The organism is Shewanella sp. MTB7 (assembly GCF_027571385.1).
In the GTDB taxonomy this organism is placed as follows: domain Bacteria; phylum Pseudomonadota; class Gammaproteobacteria; order Enterobacterales; family Shewanellaceae; genus Shewanella.
Genome location: NZ_CP085636.1, coordinates 100,539 through 117,167 on the forward strand (window position 1 = coordinate 100,539; position 16,629 = coordinate 117,167).

Genomic DNA, 16,629 nt, shown 5'->3' on the forward strand with positions numbered 1-16,629 from the left:
TATAATTAAGCATTAATAAAACCTTAAGTAAAACTCTTTTTCTATATTTGCTTTTAATTTTATATTTATGATTAGTTGAAAGTATTTTTTTTGACTGATATCTTTTATATGGAACATAGGTAAGCTTAGGTTTTTACTATGGGCTTTCGTCTGTTTCAACTATATTTTTAATGTTTCAACTTAAAATGACATTATTGTTAAGTCGCTGTATTTAAATAGAATGATATTTATTTTTTATATCTGAAACTGTTTATAGATCACAATATATAACTATTTCTAAAAAACGTTAAAGTTTTCAGATTAAATGTCGCACTCTGATTTTATTTTAACGTTACTGCTTTAAATTTGTTCTGTTGATTGTTTTTTGATGTTTTTTGCATTATTAATATTTTTAAATTAATGACGCCTTTCTTTTTTTTTGTTGAACTAATTATTTGTTATTGCCAGTCATAAAATTGTCGAAAGTCATTTAAATGTCAGTTTGAATGCTTAGTTAATATTTTGGCGTTGTTATTTTATCTTTGGATTTTAAATGAAAACTACTGCAAAAGCTTATCTACTTAAAGAGAATAGAACTGAGCGAGTTAGGCCTGTGGCATTAATTCAAGAGAAGTTGGCGCGCAGCCGATTGCTTATTCAAATGGAGTCATGTCAGCGTCCGTTATTGGAAGCTGTAAATCATGTACTCAATCCTATTATTCGTCAGGGGCATCATGCATTGTCGAATGTTTCTTTTTTAGAGAAGGGGAAGTCAGAGGCGTTTGATGTCAATAATGCGTGGTTTTTATTGCGTTATCACAGGTCACCACTGGCTTGGTGGCGCATCGATAAGTGTACCTTAGATCAATTAGCGAGCGGTTATTATGGCAGTTTAACCAGCCCCTTAAAGTCTCCGTTGAGAGAACCGAGTAAATCTGAGTTTAGATTAGTCAAAAAACTTATGTTGGCAGCGCTTGCTGTTTTACCTATGGCTGAACTTGATGAGTCGGCTTTAGAGCTTGAGTTGGTTATCAACAAGGGATCTATGGATGTCGCAACAAGTTGGCAGTTAGGCTTTCCGACAGAGAATATGGCGCCACCTATGCTGTTCTGTATGACAGAACATTTACTGGGTCTGATGTCTGAGTTATCTATGCCATTTATTGCCGGCACGGACTTAGCCGAAAAACTATCATGCAAGTTAAGACAAATACCCATCAAAATCCTGTTTGAATTGGGTCGCCAAAATACGCCTGTTACTTCACTCCAAGATCTAAAAGTGGGTGATATTCTTCCGATGAACCTCCATACCCGATGTCCCGTTACCGTTGGAAAACGTCCACTTTTCTATGCCGCTATCCATACCCACGAAGGGAAGATGGTGGCCAAATTAATTCAAGATGCTTCATAGCAGTAGGGCATGTTTCTAAGCTTGAAGCTTATTCAAAATTACTAAGCAATTTACCTGTTAATAGGAGCCGACTAATGGCTGATCAAACCTTGTTACAAGATGATGATTTTCTACTGGATGATAATTTATTTGGTGAGGAAGATATTGCCTCAGAAGTAAGCAGAACTAAACCGGTTAAAGATATCTCTTTTTTCCATCAATTACCTGTACAGGTGACGTTAGAGTTAGCCAGTGCAGAGATGTCTTTAGGTGAATTGACCCGAATGGGGGAAGGAGATGTCATCGCATTGGATCGTATGGTGGGTGAGCCTTTAGATATTCGAGTCAATGGTGCCCTTCTTGGTAGAGGTGAGGTGGTTGAGGTAAACGGTCGCTATGGTGTGCGTTTATTGGAAGTCGAAGCGATTAGCCTGACAGGGGCAAATGACTGATTATGCTTCGAGCACTCCTGTTATTACTCTGTTTGGCTGTACCTACAGCCTTTGCTAGCGATGGTCTTACCCTGTTTACACTCGGTGATGGGCAGCAGAGTCAGTCGGTAAACATCAAGTTAGAGATATTGGCGTTGATGACGGTGCTCAGCTTCCTGCCAGCTATGTTGATGATGTTGACAAGCTTTACCCGCATCATCGTGGTGCTGGCCATTTTGCGTCAGGCATTGGGATTACAGCAGAGTCCACCCAATAAGGTGTTGATTGGTATCGCGTTGGTATTGACCATTTTTGTGATGAGACCTGTAGGTAAAGATATCTATGAGGATGCCTATCTTCCCTATGATCAGGGACAGATAGAGTTAACTGAGGCGGTTCAAATTGGGATTGTCCCTCTACGTACATTTATGTTGGCGCAAACCCGAGAAACGGATCTTGAGCAGATGCTTAAGATAGCCGACGAACCCGTAACGCTAAAGGCTGAGGAGATCCCTTTCTTTGTACTCATGCCAGCTTTTGTATTGAGTGAGTTAAAAACGGCTTTCCAAATTGGGTTCCTATTATTTTTACCTTTCTTAGTCATCGATCTTGTGGTCGCAAGTGTATTGATGTCCATGGGGATGATGATGCTTTCTCCCTTGATTATCTCCTTGCCTTTCAAGTTGATGGTATTTGTATTGGTGGATGGTTGGACAATGACAGTGAGTACCTTAGTGGCCAGTTTTGGCTAGCGAATTTAATGGTGAATAGAGTTAATGAAACTGGAGCAAGTCAATTGAGCTTAAAGAGTGGGTTTTGCTATGGACGTTAATGAGCTGACATCTATTTTTTCCGATGCCATCTATTTAGTGGTGGCCATGGTGGGTGTTTTGGTGGTGCCGAGTCTGATTGTTGGGTTGATTATTGCTGTGTTTCAGGCTGCTACTCAGGTGAATGAACAAACCTTGAGCTTCTTGCCGAGGTTAGTTCTGACTCTTTTAATGGTGTTGTATTCCGGAGAATGGTTACTGCAACAGATCTCAGATCTTTTTGAGCGCCTGTTTCTCAACATTCCTCATATAATCGGCTAAGCATGCTCTCTCTTACTTCGATAGAACTCAGTGCGTTTATTGGCACCTTCTGGTGGCCATTCTGCCGCATTATGGGGGCATTTATGGTGATGCCATTTTTGAGCAGCACCTATATCCCCGTTATGGTTAGGATCTTGTTGGCCCTGTCGATATCGGCCTTACTCGCGCCTATGTTACCGGCAGTACCAGCGGTGGACGCAGTGTCAATTGGTGCCCTGTTTTTGGCGGTTGAACAGCTCTTGATTGGATTCATGTTGGCGCTATTTTTGAGCATCATGATCCATGTGATGACTTTGCTGGGCGCCATGATGTCGATGCAGATGGGATTGGCGATGGCAGTGATGAACGACCCATCTAGCGGTAGTTCCCCTATCTTAGGTCAGTGGTTTCTTCTTTACGGCACTTTGTTATTTCTGGCATTAGAGGGGCACTTGGTGGCGATTGGTGTCTTGGTTGACAGCTTTCGCTTGTGGCCCATAGGTGCAGGTATTTTTGATCTGCCTCTGATGGGGCTAGTGAGTCGTTTTGCCTGGCTTTTTGCTTCTGCTTTTATGTTGGCGCTGCCTTCGATTCTTGCCATGTTGATGGTCAATATTACTTTTGGCGTGTTGAGTAAAGCCGCTCCTTCATTAAACGTTTTTGCTTTGGGTTTCCCCATGTCGATGCTGATGGGGCTGCTTTGTGTGATGCTCTCTTTTAGTGGGTTGCCAAGTCGTTATAGCGATCTCTGTTTAGATTCACTCTCGGCCATGTATCAGTTTATTGGTGGTGTGGTATGAGTAAAGATACTGGCCAAAGTAAAACAGAGAAAGCGACCCCGCAAAAGCTTAAGAAAGCCCGCGATGAGGGGCAAGTACCGAGATCAAAAGACTTAGCGGCAACCGCGCTTATTGTTGGTTGCTCACTTATGTTGACAGCAAGTGCCGACTGGTTTGCAGACAAAGTATCGCAAGTGACACGATCAAACATGTTATTGACCAAAGCTGAGTTGGATGAGCCGGGTATGATGATGAATCATCTTGGTAGTGCTCTGTTAGAGATCCTCTACATACTTGGACCTATTTTTGTACTTGTTGCTGTGCTTGCTATGGTCGCTGGGGCACTGCCAGGTGGGCCAGTTTTTAACTTTAAAAATGCCTCATTTAAATATAGCCGTATCGATCCCATTGCTGGGCTCGGGCGTATGGCATCAATCAATTCCTTAATTGAACTGATTAAGTCGATACTTAAAATAGTCCTACTAATCAGCATTATGTTTATCTTCCTAGAGAAAAACTTACAGACGCTGCTGAGTTATAGTCAGCTGCCCATAGATGAAGCGGTACGCAATGGCATTGATATGCTTTCAACGGGCATGCTTTATCTAGGATTGGGCATGTTGGTGATCACTTTCATCGATGTTCCGTATCAGTATTGGCATCACCATAACGAACTAAAAATGACATCTCAGGATGTAAAGGATGAGCATAAGCAACAGGAAGGTAAGCCGGAGATTAAGGCTAAAATTCGCCAACTACAGCAGAGAATAGGGCGCTCTAGAGCCGAAATTGCTATCCCCCAAGCCGATGTTTTGCTGGTTAACCCTAACCATTATGCGGTCGCATTGAAATATGACTTAGAGAAAGCCGATGCTCCCTATGTGCTGACTAAAGGCACTGATGAACTGGCTCTGTATATGCGTCAAATTGCTCAGCGTAACGATGTTGAAGTGATTGAACTGCCGCCATTGGCACGTGCTGTTTATTACTCGACCCAAGTAGAGCAACAGATCCCTGCCGCGCTATTTATCGCTATTGCTCATGTGTTGAGTTATGTGTTGCAAATAAAAGCCGCCAGGCAGGGAAAGCAAACTAAACCTGATCCTTTGCCTAACTTCTTTATTCCGCCCCACTTGCGACGAGACTAGCTGATGCATGAATGACATGGGAATACACCAGATTGTGTTTGAAGATTAGCCGCTGCGGCACTTATATGATTTTTTTGTTTTAGTATCGTCGTTCACTATAAGGTGGCGACATGATTTAAGGATATTGCACCATGAATTGGTTTTCGCGCACATTTGCAGGCAATCGTAGCTATATAGGGATCCCTATTTTGCTGCTGGCCATTCTGGGCATGATTATTCTTCCATTACCTCCTTGGCTGTTGGACATTCTATTTACCTTTAACATCGTTTTAGCTGTCATGGTGCTGCTGGTTAGTGTCTCGATTAAGCGGCCAATCGATTTTTCTGTTTTTCCGACTGTGCTTCTGCTCGCCACCTTGATGCGATTGACGTTGAACGTTGCATCCACACGAGTGGTGCTGGTTGAGGGACATCTTGGTGGCGATGCAGCTGGTCGCGTCATTCAAGCATTTGGTGAAGTGGTGATTGCCGGCAACTATGTGGTGGGGGGCGTGATCTTCCTCATCTTGATGATCATTAACTTTGTGGTGATCACTAAAGGTGGCGAGCGTATCTCCGAAGTGTCGGCTCGTTTTACCTTAGATGCTTTGCCGGGTAAGCAGATGGCCATTGATGCGGATCTTAATGCGGGGGTGTTAACGCAAGATCAAGCAAGTCAACGACGTCAAGATGTGGCTCGGGAAGCTGATTTCTATGGTTCCATGGATGGTGCCTCTAAGTTTGTACGTGGGGATGCGATTGCCGGTTTGCTGATCTTAGCGATTAACATGTTAGGTGGCCTTGCCATCGGTATTTTCATGCATGACCTTAGCACTGGAGAGGCATTTAAAACCTACGCTCTACTTACGATAGGTGATGGTTTGGTTGCGCAGATCCCATCTCTATTGTTGGCTACCGCAGCTGCTATCATTGTGACTCGAGTGTCCGACGCTGAAGAGATGCCGACTCAGCTCACTAGGCAACTATTGGCGAATCCAAAAACGCTAGCGACCACAGCACTGGTGATGACGGTATTGGGTTTAGTACCGGGTATGCCAGCTTTTGTTTTCCTATCATTTGCTGTGCTTTTGGCATTTGCAGCTTGGAAACAAAGTCAGCACGTGGGCATAATGCCGGAGAAGAGAGTTGAGCAACAACTGGAAAATAGCCTATCTGAACCGTCAGCACCGAGCTGGGATGCCCTGCCATTCACTGACCTCATTGAAGTGCGTTTGGGCTATCGTTTAGTCCATCTTGTTGAACGCAGTAAGGGAGCTGAGTTACAAAAACGTCTTACTGGGATCAGGCGTACCTTGTCTGAGCAAGCGGGATTTTTACTGGCCGAAGTTAGGGTTAGAGATAACCTATCCCTTGCACCCAACGCTTACCAAATTAATCTGATGGGCAATCCAGTTGTGGTGGCTGAGCTTGAGCCTGATAAATTATTGGCGATAAAGAGTGGTCCTGTTTTTGGTGAGATTGATGGGATTATCACTAAAGATCCAGCCTATCAAATGGATGCTATTTGGATAGACGCTGGGCTTAAAGCCAAAGCGTTGAATTTAGGCTTTTCTGTAGTTGATAATGCCACGGTTATTGCGACCCATGTCAGTAAGCTTATTCGTGAATCTCTTCCTGATATGCTGCAGCATGATGATGTGATTTCCCTAGGCGATCGCCTAGCCAAAATATCACCTAAATTATCGGAATCCTTAAGTACAGCCTTAACACCGATACAGCAACTTAAAGTGTATAGATTGTTGCTCAAGGAGCAGGTTTCACTTAAAGATATTCGCACCATAGCTACCACGCTGCTCGATTGCAGTGAAAATAGTAAGGATCCGGTATTGCTGGCAGCTGATGTACGTTGCGCTCTGCGAAATAGTATCCTGCACTCGATTGTAGGTTCTGAGCAAAAACTCAATGTGCTGACCTTAGCCCCTGAACTTGAACAGACTCTGATGACAGCACTAAATCAGTCCCAGCAGCAGGGGAAGATGGCCTTGGACAGTTTTCCTGTTGAACCTATGTTATTAGCTCAACTGCAACAGAAGATGCCACAGTTGTTAGCTGATGCTAAAGCGCAAGGTCATAGCCCTATGCTGCTTGTTTCACCACAGCTAAGACCGATACTAGCCCGTTATGCTCTAGCATTTGCTAGGGGCTTACATGTGATTTCATACAATGAAATTCCGGAAACTCGTGAGTTAATGGTTGCAGGTCAACTAGGCTAGTTTCAGATGACCGTCAACTAAGAGATAGAAGGGGGCTAAGCCCCTTCTATTGTATCTGCTAGAGTGAATGTTTAAGAGCTGTGCTTTTGAAGAAAATTAATCAGTTCAGTGAGTGCTAGATTTCTGCTCTCATCTTGCTCCATAAAAATTTCATGGCGAGCATTGGGGATACTAATAAGCTGGCACTGTTCATTGACAGTGTGATACTGAGCGAAGTTATCGACGATAGTATCTTGCTCGGCCTGAAGAATTAGAATAGGTGTGGTACTGCGTTTAGCAGCCGCTATTGTTTTCTCTCCCGCATCAATAGATTCATATAGCCAATGATTGGTTGGTGAGCCAAGTTGAAGTTCTGGATGTGCTTGGTAGAGAATGCGGTAATCTTCATAGCGTAACTGGCTGTGGGTTAGATCATTGTTAGCAAATGCTTCGGGATCGTAGTCCTTACCGCCTAGAATATAGTTAGGCTCTCTATGCTCTGATGTGGTGTCTAATATCTTGGCTAACCAACGGATAAAGCGGCGGCTAACTGGCAGCTTAATACCATACATTGGGGCTGAAAATACGGCTGCTTTAAATGTTTGTGGATGCTTATCTAAATAGAGCGTTCCTATAGCTCCCCCCATGGAGTGACCTACCAGAAATAGCATTTTATGTTGCTTAGGTAGCACGACATTATCGATGAAGTAGGCGAAGTCATCGATATAGGTATCGAACTTATCGATGTGTCCTTGTTGAGGATTGGTGGTTGTGCGACTCGATAGTCCCTGTCCTCTGTGATCGATGGCGTAGATGCTATAGCCTTGATGGTAAAGATCGAAAATCAGTTCTTGGTATTTAAGATAAGACTCAACTCGTCCATTACTGATGACGATGGCTTTATCACTCTGAGGATGTTCAATATAGGCATAAGCTAACGTGATATTATCAAGTGTTTTGATGACCGATTGCGTGACGGTTTTCCAGAATACTTGTTGTTCAAGGGTGTTGAGTGCTTGTTCTGATGAGAATGTGAGCGGGGCTGGTTCGATCTGAGATTGGTCTTGGGGATCAAGTGCTAGTGACATGGTATCTACAGGGTAGTTTATGCTTGTTGGCCAGTGTAGCACATTGGATACCCAAGTCATTTACAGATAAGTGAGCCACTAAGTTTCTCGTGACTCACAAGTGTGGGTTGTATACCAATTAGCCAGCTTTCTGGGCTGAGATAAAATCTTGGATCTGTTGCTCTAGTACTAACATGGGCACAGAGCCATTCTCCAGAATGGCATCATGAAAGGCTCTGATATCGAACTTCTCACCTAACTCATCTTCTGCCTGAGCTCGCAGGCGTTTAATGGTCAGTTCCCCGATCTTGTATGAGAGGGCTTGACCTGGCCAAGATATATAACGGTCGATCTCTGTGGTGACATTGTGCAGCGATAAGGCGGTATTGCTCGCCATAAAGTCCAATGCTTGTTGACGGCTCCAGCCTTTGGCATGCATACCAGTGTCGACGACTAATCGTGCTGCGCGCCACATCTCATAGGTTAGACGGCCGAAATTACTATAGGGATCTTGATAGAACCCCGCCTCTAATCCAAGATATTCTGAATATAACCCCCAACCTTCACCGAATGCTGAGATATAGCTGTAACGGCGAAATGGTGGCAAAGAGGTAAGCTCTGTATTGAGGGATATCTGCAGATGGTGACCCGGGACCGCTTCATGAAGTGTTAGAGCTTCCATCTCATAGAGGGGGCGCTTGTCTAAGGCATACGTGTTGACCCAGTAGTAGCCAGGTTCATCATCTCGACTTGAACCTGAGTAACGTCCAGTGGTGTATTTGGGGGCTATCTCTGCCGGTACTTCCTGTATACCGTAGGGAGTACGTGGTAGCTTGCCAAAATACTTAGGCAACATGGCATCGGCCTTCTTGGCAATATAGGCCGCTTCTTTCAGCAGCTCCTCTTTAGTTTTAGGGTAAAATTGAGGATCGGTGCGCAGGAAGTTAAGAAATTCAGCGAATGAACCATCGAAGCCAACGTCGACAATAATTGCTTCCATCTCACCTCGAATACGTTTTACCTCCTGTAGTCCCAGCTGGTGGACCTGATCTGAATTCATATCTAAAGTAGTGTAATACCTGACGCGATTTTCATAGAAGGCTTCACCATCGGGCAGACTCGCTGTGGCTATGTTGGTACGTGCCCCAGGCATATATTCTTGAGTCATAAAATCATAAAATGCTTGATACAGAGGCAATACTTTGTTTTCAACTAAGGTCTGACCCTGTTCGGTTAAAGCTGCTTTTTGCTCATCATTAAAATGCTTGGGGTAATGGATAAAAGGCTTGAAATAACCACTGTCTTCTACAGGAACCATAAAGGCGTTGATGCTATTCTCAAATCCATTGAGGGTAATTTTTGGCGGTGTGATACCTGCAGCTAAGCCTTGCTGTAACCAATAAGTTTGCTGAGCGAAATATTTAGGTAGTGCCTCAAGTTTTGCTAAGTAATTGCTATAGTCTTGCTCTGTGTTAAAGCGAGCCTTGGCTATCGAGGCGATATAGGCATGAAAGCCGCTCTCCGATGAAACGGGTAAGTAGTGGTCTTTATAGCGATAAAGATCAACGTCATTTTGTAGTTGATCCTGCAGGATCTGTGCGTTGATCTTCTCCTCTTTAGAAAGCCCATCTTTGTTTAATGTTTTCAGGATCTCGAGCAGGACTTCACGTCTGTTATTAAGTTTAGCTAAGGTGTCTGGTGACAGATCGCTTAGTTTGCCAGCTTGCAATTGATCGCCTTGGGAATAGGCAAAGTCGGGACTGGCATCTAAGGTGATTTTCCAAGCTTGATCTATCACGCTTTGCAGCGGTGCACTTATTTGTGTTTGGGCTGGTGGAGTGTTTGTTGCTGTTTCTGGAGTCGTGTTGATTTGGCAGGCTGTTAAGCCGATAGCCAATAAGCTAGGTACAAGTATTCTGTACATGTAAATGTCCTTTATCGATTTTTTATTGGTTTTTATATTCGTTTTTGTAGGGACGTATTGCGCTAAACATATTCAATTTAGGCTGTGTGAATTTAGCATTATTTTTACATTTTGTATGCAATCTTGTGATTTGAAGATAAAGCAAAGAAGAGGTCAGCGAATTGCAGATATAAAAAAACCGACTAGAGTCGGTTTTTTTATATCTGCAATTCGAATTTTAAATAACACGCGAGAACTGTTGCTGACGCGCTTTTTCACGGTAGATAAAACATTGAGAGCCGTCAAAACAGATAGCTCTTTGGTCAATGATTTAGATAACTCGCGAGAATTGTTGCTGACGCGCTTTTTCACGATAATAAACGTCAAAACAGATACAGATATTACGGATCAGTAAGCGACCAGTAGGACTGATGGTGATCTTTCTGTCGGTGATGTCGACTAACTTATCATCGATGAAAGTCTGTAATAGCTTAAGGTCTTCGCTGAAATACTCTTCAAAGTTAATGCCCAGCTTCTCATTTATCAGCGCCATGTCTAAATCGAAGTGACAAATAAGTTGTTTAATCACCACGCGGCGAATTTCGTCGTCACGGTTTAAACTACAACCTTTCCATAATGCATGGCCTGATTTGTCAATGGACTCATAGTATGGGCGAATATCTTTCTGGTTTTGAGCGTAACAATCACCAATTTGGCTGATTGATGAAACGCCTAGACCCAATAAGTCACACTCTTCTTGGGTAGTGTAACCCTGGAAGTTTCTGTGTAGGCGGCCTTCATTTTGTAGAATCGATAATTCATCATCAGGTTTAGCAAAATGATCCATGCCGATATATTGATATCCTGCACCGGTCAATGTTTCGATAGTCTGGTGTAGCATATCCAGCTTCTGCTGAGGTGAGGCTAGATCTTCATCTTTAATCTTACGCTGGGCCGCAAAACGTGCAGGCAAGTGAGCGTAGTTAAATACAGAAAGACGGTCTGGATTGAGCTCTAGCACTCGTTGCATGGTCTCTGCGAAGGTTTCTGGTGTCTGATGTGGCAAGCCATAGATAAGGTCGATATTAGTTGAAACAAAACCTAACTCCTTTGCTTTAGCCATCAGATCAAAGATGAACTGCTCATCTTGTTCGCGATTTACCGCTATCTGAACTTTCTTATTAAAATCCTGCACACCAATAGAGATACGGTTAAAACCAGCCTCTTTTAGTGTGTCTAGCATAGCTAGCTCAATCTCACGCGGATCGACTTCGATAGAGTACTCTCCCTTATCAGCAACATTGAAGTTTTCTTTGATAAGTGCTGAAAGCTTAAGAATTTGATCTGGATTTAAGAAGGTCGGTGTTCCTCCGCCCCAATGGATCTGGGTAACAAGATAGTTTTTAAATAACGGAGCGCGTTTAATAATCTCGGTCGCTAAATACTCGATATATTGATCGGCTTTGTGCTGGTGACGGGTGATCACCTTATTACAACCGCAGTAGTAGCAAAGCTTAGCGCAGAAAGGAATATGAATATAAAGAGATAGCTTATCGCTCTTGCTGTTTGCAATTGAAGTCAATAATTTCTCTTCGGTAAAAGAATCATCAAATTCCAGCGCTGTAGGGTAAGACGTATAACGGGGACCGCTGTAATTGTATTTTTCGATCATTGACTGATCCCAACTAATTTGGGTGGGCTGCTTCAAGGCGTGTCCTCCGGGGTAGTAGTTTAGCAAGGTGTAAAGTATGCATCCATATTCGTTGGATAACTATGATCCATGTTACAAAAATGAGACCTGCATAATTAAAGAGTGAAAGAATATCCCTGAAATTGGGGCCGTTGTCAGTGCCCATTTGACTTTTTTGTGCACAGACTCACGCCATTGTGTTTTTTACTTGATTAAATTCAACGGTCTTGTGTCTTTCTACCTTTTTTAGGTCGCGTTATAGGCTTAATGTAATGGGCTGAGAGTGAATCTGGTTAATCGTTTAGCTTCTTCAAGTATTTCGGGCTCAAGTTCTGCTTCTGAGCGCATACGGGCATAGTCGAGTTTCATGCGGGCTCTTTTTTCCAGTTGCTTGCGCTCTGTCATGATGGGGTGGGCTTCAATAATAGCAAAGTGTTTAAACAGAGCTGGGTAATCGTTAACGACTAACTCAGACATAGAAAGTAAACCGAAAAGCTTAGCAATTCGCATCACACCTTCAGATAACTCACACCTATCATCTAACATTGCAGCGGCGATATACCGAATACTGTCTAGATGTTCATCGAATTTAGCTTTATTGGCGGCATTGAGCTCTGCTTGCTTGGCTAGCTTGTCAGCAGTCTGCCTACGCAGCTTTAGCATGAGTATGGTGGCATAGCAGGTAAGGGTTACCACTATGATAAAAGCAAATATAAGCAGCGCTATTGTCATCGTCAATCCAAATGCTAAATGGTAGATATAAAGATGGCATCGAAATTGATGCCATCTAATTGGTATAGTCGTATTTTGGCTAAAGATTTAATCTTTATTTTGGAAATCTTTCAGTAGATCTGCACCGGATTCAAATTTGTCGAATAGGTCATCGTCACTGTTAGTGGCAGATTTGGTGACAGACTGCATAACATGTTCTAGGTCATCTTCTTCAGTGATACCTAAGCGTTCCATTAGTGCTTCGATTAGATTAAGCTGATTTTCCAGCCAGTTCTGATCGTCTTTAGCAAGCTCTTTACCCTCTTCAAGCATATCGAGAAGTTGGTTTAGTCTAGGATCATCTTCCATCTTCAGTAACTTCTGCTCATCGCTAAGCTTTGGCCCTTTCTCTTTTTCTTTCTTAGGCGCAACAACCTTAGAGGGAAGATCTAATTTAACCGCAACCTTACTGCCGTGGCGTGGATCTTTTCTCTGTGAGCCAGTGCTATTGACGTTACCCACAATGTTTTCATTGTGACGGCTGCCAGCCTTATTTCCTGAGTCTTTCTTTTTACCAGCTAGAACACGTTCGTTCTTTTTGGTTCTTGGGGCTAATTTAGGCCCGTTTTGATTCGCTTTACGTGATTTTTTAGAGTGTGCCATGGGTTGTTCTCAATAACTGGTAATACAAATTCGGTATAGAAGTGCCGATTACATATCAGCAAGCTAACTTTGGCCGCGTGTTATATCAGATTCTGATGGTTTTTGCACCAAAATGAGATCATTTGCTGCGAATAATAGCTTAAAACCTGCCTGCTCGGCTAGATACTCGAATGTTGAACGTTGATAAAAGCTCACATGAGTAAGATTATTCTTATGATGCCATTTATCGAAGGAGCCAATATCTGTGAGTAATTTAGTGTTAATGGCTAGCCAGCCGCCGGGTTTAAGCATGTCGCCTAATAGAGACCACTCTTTAAAGGGAAAACGAAAATGTTCGAAGACTTTATAACAACAGATGTAGTCATAGTTTCGCTTTAACAGTTCATGATCGGGTGCAAAAAAAGGATCGTATTGGGAAATTTTATGTTGGTGATGGCTTATATTCGACAGTGAACTTGGCTCTAATACTCTGCCAAAATTAAGGCCAGACAAAGGGCTATTGGAATCTTGTTCACATTGTGCAATTAGACTGATAAGAAATTGAGTCAGGGCTGGCTGCTTTTTTCCTCCGCTTTCTTGATACCTTTGCTTCTCGACTAAGGGGGGAAGGTGAGAGGCGGCGTCAGAGAAAACTAACTGACAATGGTGACAAGTATACATATCGCGTTTTTTATTGCGGTGAAATAGAGAGGTTTGTGTGCTGTGGCAAAGGGGACATCTGCGCATTTTCAACATTCACCAATGGAAAAGAGAAGCTATAAAAATATCATAAAAAAAGGCGACAGTATGACTGTCGCCTTCAAAAAGTGTCAAAGACACCAATTCTTATTCCAAGTATCCTTACTTGCTATGCGACTTTCCCGGTCAGTATCCATCTTTTTTTTGACTGCTTTCCCTGCATAGTATTTTTAGTTGTCGGTCATCCAGACGCTTTCTTAATATCCTGAGTCATCCTGACTACAGCTTCCGTAGATGGTCTTCATGACACATCACTATCCAAATCGTCATCTTTGACGTTGATTAAACCATCCCTGTTATTTTACTCTTTGTTTAGTGAACACATACTCAAAACAGCAAGCTGCGAAGTGATGGTCTCTAAACATGTAAGGGAGTGCTATTAAAGCTATTTGGTCTTCCTAACCAAGTTCCTTACAAAAAATCTTGCTGACCTGGATCTCAAGAGAAATCACGACTCTTATTATTTTTAGAGAGTGGTCTTAATTATATTATTGTTATTGAATATATTTATTCTTATATCTTAAATGTAAACGTAGCCGAAAACTGTCAGTTGTTATTAGATATCTTATACAAACAGATGGGTTCATCTCGGTACGGGCTTAATTAAACCTAAATCTGTGATCAGTGTCAAGTCTGTTTTTAGGTGAAGTTTACGTAAAGGTAACGTTAAGGTGTAAAAAAAGGTGGCCAAGCCACCTTTTTTTAACATGTCAAAACCTAGTTAAGGCTTGATATATACTTAGATAATGCCGCTGCATCTTCAGTTGTAAGCTTGCTGGCGATATCTTGCATCATGCCGTTTAAATCGTTGTTACGACTTGTATCACGGAATTTATTAAGCTGGATTGTAAGATAATTTGCATGTTGTCCACCGATAGCGGGAAAACCTGCTAATTCAGAACCAGCACCATCCGGTCCATGACAAGCTATACAGGCTGTGATGCCACGAGTGACATCACCACTCTTGTACAACTGCTCACCGAGTTCTGGAATTTCTGCTATTTCGACTTGAGTTTGTGTCTGGGAGGCGTAAAATGCCGCAACATCTTTAATACCTTGGTCATCAAGCATCATGGCCATTCCGCCCATGATGGGATCATTACGACCTTCTTTGCCACCTGTTTGAGCAGCACTTCGGAAATCGATTAACTGCTTTTCAAGGTAAAGGGCTTGTTGTCCAGCAAGTTTAGGATACATGTCTATCATGCTGTTACCATCAACACCGTGACAGGCTGAGCAAACGATGGCTTTGGTTTTTCCCGCTTCAGCATTACCTTCTGCCATCGCTGGTGAAGAGATTGAGGCTAAAACAGATAGCGCAAGAGCAAACTTTTTCATGGCGTTCCAACTTATGGTTAAATTTTTTTGTCCTGAACTTACTAGCATAGCTTGCAAGCGTGATAAAATGTACTAAATGTGATCGAGGTAATATTTTACACGAAATTGTGAAAATGTAAGCAACTCTTCGATATTTAAAGTACAAAACGTTATATTTTTGGAGTCGGTAGTGACTGAATCTCGTATGGATTTTCGTAAAGCAAAGTTTTTAATCAGTGCTCCTGATATTGCGCATCTTAACCAGTATTTACCGGGGGATGCAGGAGTCGAAATCGCGTTCGCTGGCCGTTCAAACGCAGGTAAGTCTAGCGCGTTGAACATGCTAACCGACCAAAAAGGGCTTGCCAGAACCAGTAAAACACCGGGAAGAACACAGTTAATTAATGTGTTCGAGTTAGATGAGCACCGTCGATTAGTCGATCTCCCTGGCTATGGTTTTGCTCAGGTTCCTCTCGCGTTAAAGAAAAAATGGCAGCATGCGTTAGGTGAATATCTGCAGGAACGTCAATGTTTGGCGGGCGTTGTTGTGCTAATGGATATCAGACATCCGCTTAAAGATCTCGATATGCAGATGATTGAGTGGGCTGTTGAGAGTGAAATTCCTGTATTGGCGCTGCTAACTAAAGCGGACAAGATGAAGCAAAGCGAGCGAATGAAGATGATTAACGAGGTGAGAAAACACCTCGGGGATTATGATGACCGAGTTAAGGTTGAACCATTTTCATCGTTAAAGGGATTAGGAAAGCCAAAAGTTTTGAGCATTTTGAACGAGTGGTGTCAACCGCAATGGTTAATGGATGCGATTGCAGAAGCTGAGAGTGCAGAAGATATAGCAGAAGAGAGTGAAGGTAAAACTTAACTTTAATGCATTGATTTTGTTTTAAGAAAATAGGCCCTAGTTTCATTTTGAAGCTGGGGCTTTTTGTTTTTAAATTTAATTAATGTTGAGGATTTTAGGCAAAAAAATAGCCGATGGAAAAACCATCGGCCCAATTAGCTCTTTTGGGGAGAAGCTAAATTCAACAAGACTCAAGTATCATCAAGCTAGGCTTTTTGACACTCAATATCGATAGCATACATGGAATAGGTTTAAGTTTAAAGTAAATGCTCTAAAATATAATTTAGGCGAAAAAAAGCCCCAGCAAACCAAGTTGCTGAGGCGCCATAATCTGGCTATTCACTATAATTAGCGAATTAAAAAGGTCTGAAAGATAGAACATCTTAACCTCTGTACCCTACGTAGCGAATACTACATCATTGACCGCTATATGAAAAACTGTTTTTCATATAAAACCTAGTAATGTGACGCAGATCCAAGCTCGTGAAGTTTTTTTACACAGAATATGATCTCTATTTTTTATTTATTTGTTTGTATATTAATCGGTTAATTGGATAAGGCTAAAAAAAGCACTTGTTTTGATCTTTTTACCACATTTAGGTTTTTCATAGGAATAACGGCTAAAGCTCAGTATTTTTCAGAAAGAGCAGCGCGGTGAAGTAAGTTGTTTTATAGCAGAAGTCTAGAAACAA

15 protein-coding genes are annotated in these 16,629 nt (G+C 42.4%); 8 read left to right on the forward strand and 7 right to left on the reverse strand.

Annotation, left to right across the window (positions count from 1 at the left end; all coding sequences use genetic code 11):
- The first annotated feature begins 532 nt into the window (after positions 1-532).
- The 7 genes from HWQ47_RS00475 (at position 533) to HWQ47_RS00505 (ending at position 7,010) form a co-directional block, all read left to right on the forward strand.
- Positions 533-1,390 carry a FliM/FliN family flagellar motor switch protein gene (locus tag HWQ47_RS00475; RefSeq protein WP_269969264.1) on the forward strand — a complete coding sequence of 286 codons (858 nt, stop codon included), beginning with the start codon at positions 533-535 and terminating at the stop codon, positions 1,388-1,390.
- A gap of 74 nt (positions 1,391-1,464) precedes the next feature.
- Positions 1,465-1,821, forward strand: coding sequence for a flagellar motor switch protein FliN (gene fliN, locus HWQ47_RS00480; protein ID WP_269969265.1), 357 nt, complete (start codon positions 1,465-1,467; stop codon positions 1,819-1,821).
- A gap of 2 nt (positions 1,822-1,823) precedes the next feature.
- Entirely contained in the window at positions 1,824-2,552 is a 729-nt protein-coding gene (gene fliP, locus HWQ47_RS00485) for a flagellar type III secretion system pore protein FliP (RefSeq protein WP_269969266.1), read from the forward strand.
- A 69-nt stretch (positions 2,553-2,621) separates the two neighbouring features.
- A complete protein-coding gene (locus HWQ47_RS00490; RefSeq protein WP_269969267.1) occupies positions 2,622-2,891 on the forward strand; it encodes a flagellar biosynthetic protein FliQ in 270 nt (89 codons plus the stop codon).
- 2 nt (positions 2,892-2,893) lie between these two features.
- Entirely contained in the window at positions 2,894-3,670 is a 777-nt protein-coding gene (gene fliR, locus HWQ47_RS00495) for a flagellar biosynthetic protein FliR (RefSeq protein ID WP_269969268.1), read from the forward strand.
- On the forward strand, positions 3,667-4,797 hold the full coding sequence (gene flhB / locus HWQ47_RS00500; protein WP_269969269.1) for a flagellar biosynthesis protein FlhB: 1,131 nt from the start codon (positions 3,667-3,669) through the stop codon (positions 4,795-4,797). The genes fliR and flhB overlap by 4 nt, the downstream gene beginning before the upstream one ends.
- Before the next feature lie 131 nt (positions 4,798-4,928).
- Positions 4,929-7,010: a flagellar biosynthesis protein FlhA gene (locus HWQ47_RS00505; protein WP_269969270.1), complete on the forward strand. Its 2,082-nt coding sequence runs from the start codon at positions 4,929-4,931 to the stop codon at positions 7,008-7,010.
- 71 nt (positions 7,011-7,081) lie between these two features.
- Here the strand turns inward: HWQ47_RS00505 and HWQ47_RS00510 are convergent, their stop codons facing one another.
- The 7 genes from HWQ47_RS00510 to HWQ47_RS00540 form a co-directional block, all read right to left on the reverse strand.
- Positions 7,082-8,077, reverse strand: a complete 996-nt coding sequence (locus tag HWQ47_RS00510) for an alpha/beta fold hydrolase (RefSeq protein WP_269969271.1) — start codon at positions 8,075-8,077, stop codon at positions 7,082-7,084.
- A gap of 118 nt (positions 8,078-8,195) precedes the next feature.
- Positions 8,196-9,980: a DUF885 domain-containing protein gene (locus tag HWQ47_RS00515; protein WP_269969272.1), complete on the reverse strand. Its 1,785-nt coding sequence runs from the start codon at positions 9,978-9,980 to the stop codon at positions 8,196-8,198.
- Between the two features lie 310 nt (positions 9,981-10,290).
- Positions 10,291-11,667, reverse strand: coding sequence for an oxygen-independent coproporphyrinogen III oxidase (gene hemN, locus HWQ47_RS00520; protein ID WP_269969273.1), 1,377 nt, complete (start codon positions 11,665-11,667; stop codon positions 10,291-10,293).
- Between the two features lie 246 nt (positions 11,668-11,913).
- On the reverse strand, positions 11,914-12,381 hold the full coding sequence (locus tag HWQ47_RS00525) for a DUF2489 domain-containing protein (protein WP_269969274.1): 468 nt from the start codon (positions 12,379-12,381) through the stop codon (positions 11,914-11,916).
- An 87-nt stretch (positions 12,382-12,468) separates the two neighbouring features.
- Complete coding sequence (yihI, locus tag HWQ47_RS00530; protein WP_269969275.1) at positions 12,469-13,023, reverse strand: Der GTPase-activating protein YihI; 555 nt, start codon at positions 13,021-13,023, stop codon at positions 12,469-12,471.
- A 63-nt stretch (positions 13,024-13,086) separates the two neighbouring features.
- Positions 13,087-13,749: a methyltransferase domain-containing protein gene (locus tag HWQ47_RS00535; protein WP_269969276.1), complete on the reverse strand. Its 663-nt coding sequence runs from the start codon at positions 13,747-13,749 to the stop codon at positions 13,087-13,089.
- Between the two features lie 729 nt (positions 13,750-14,478).
- Positions 14,479-15,099, reverse strand: a complete 621-nt coding sequence (locus tag HWQ47_RS00540) for a c-type cytochrome (RefSeq protein ID WP_269969277.1) — start codon at positions 15,097-15,099, stop codon at positions 14,479-14,481.
- A gap of 169 nt (positions 15,100-15,268) precedes the next feature.
- Here HWQ47_RS00540 and yihA point away from each other — a divergent pair, with 169 nt between their 5' ends.
- The gene (gene yihA, locus HWQ47_RS00545; protein ID WP_269969278.1) at positions 15,269-15,958 is read left to right on the forward strand and encodes a ribosome biogenesis GTP-binding protein YihA/YsxC; all 690 of its coding nucleotides are present in this window, start codon (positions 15,269-15,271) and stop codon (positions 15,956-15,958) included.
- Positions 15,959-16,629: the final 671 nt, after the last annotated feature.

What these genes read in the sequence shown, in the direction of transcription:
- HWQ47_RS00490 (WP_269969267.1), top strand. Translation starts at nt 2,622, where the DNA reads ATGGACGTTAATGAGCTGACATCTATTTTTTCCGATGCCATCTATTTA.
- HWQ47_RS00510 (WP_269969271.1), bottom strand. Translation starts at nt 8,077, where the DNA reads ATGTCACTAGCACTTGATCCCCAAGACCAATCTCAGATCGAACCAGCC.
- HWQ47_RS00535 (WP_269969276.1), bottom strand. Translation starts at nt 13,749, where the DNA reads ATGCGCAGATGTCCCCTTTGCCACAGCACACAAACCTCTCTATTTCAC.
- HWQ47_RS00540 (WP_269969277.1), bottom strand. Translation starts at nt 15,099, where the DNA reads ATGAAAAAGTTTGCTCTTGCGCTATCTGTTTTAGCCTCAATCTCTTCA.
- fliR (WP_269969268.1), top strand. Translation starts at nt 2,894, where the DNA reads ATGCTCTCTCTTACTTCGATAGAACTCAGTGCGTTTATTGGCACCTTC.
- HWQ47_RS00525 (WP_269969274.1), bottom strand. Translation starts at nt 12,381, where the DNA reads ATGACAATAGCGCTGCTTATATTTGCTTTTATCATAGTGGTAACCCTT.
- yihI (WP_269969275.1), bottom strand. Translation starts at nt 13,023, where the DNA reads ATGGCACACTCTAAAAAATCACGTAAAGCGAATCAAAACGGGCCTAAA.
- fliP (WP_269969266.1), top strand. Translation starts at nt 1,824, where the DNA reads ATGCTTCGAGCACTCCTGTTATTACTCTGTTTGGCTGTACCTACAGCC.
- HWQ47_RS00505 (WP_269969270.1), top strand. Translation starts at nt 4,929, where the DNA reads ATGAATTGGTTTTCGCGCACATTTGCAGGCAATCGTAGCTATATAGGG.
- fliN (WP_269969265.1), top strand. Translation starts at nt 1,465, where the DNA reads ATGGCTGATCAAACCTTGTTACAAGATGATGATTTTCTACTGGATGAT.
- HWQ47_RS00515 (WP_269969272.1), bottom strand. Translation starts at nt 9,980, where the DNA reads ATGTACAGAATACTTGTACCTAGCTTATTGGCTATCGGCTTAACAGCC.
- HWQ47_RS00475 (WP_269969264.1), top strand. Translation starts at nt 533, where the DNA reads ATGAAAACTACTGCAAAAGCTTATCTACTTAAAGAGAATAGAACTGAG.
- flhB (WP_269969269.1), top strand. Translation starts at nt 3,667, where the DNA reads ATGAGTAAAGATACTGGCCAAAGTAAAACAGAGAAAGCGACCCCGCAA.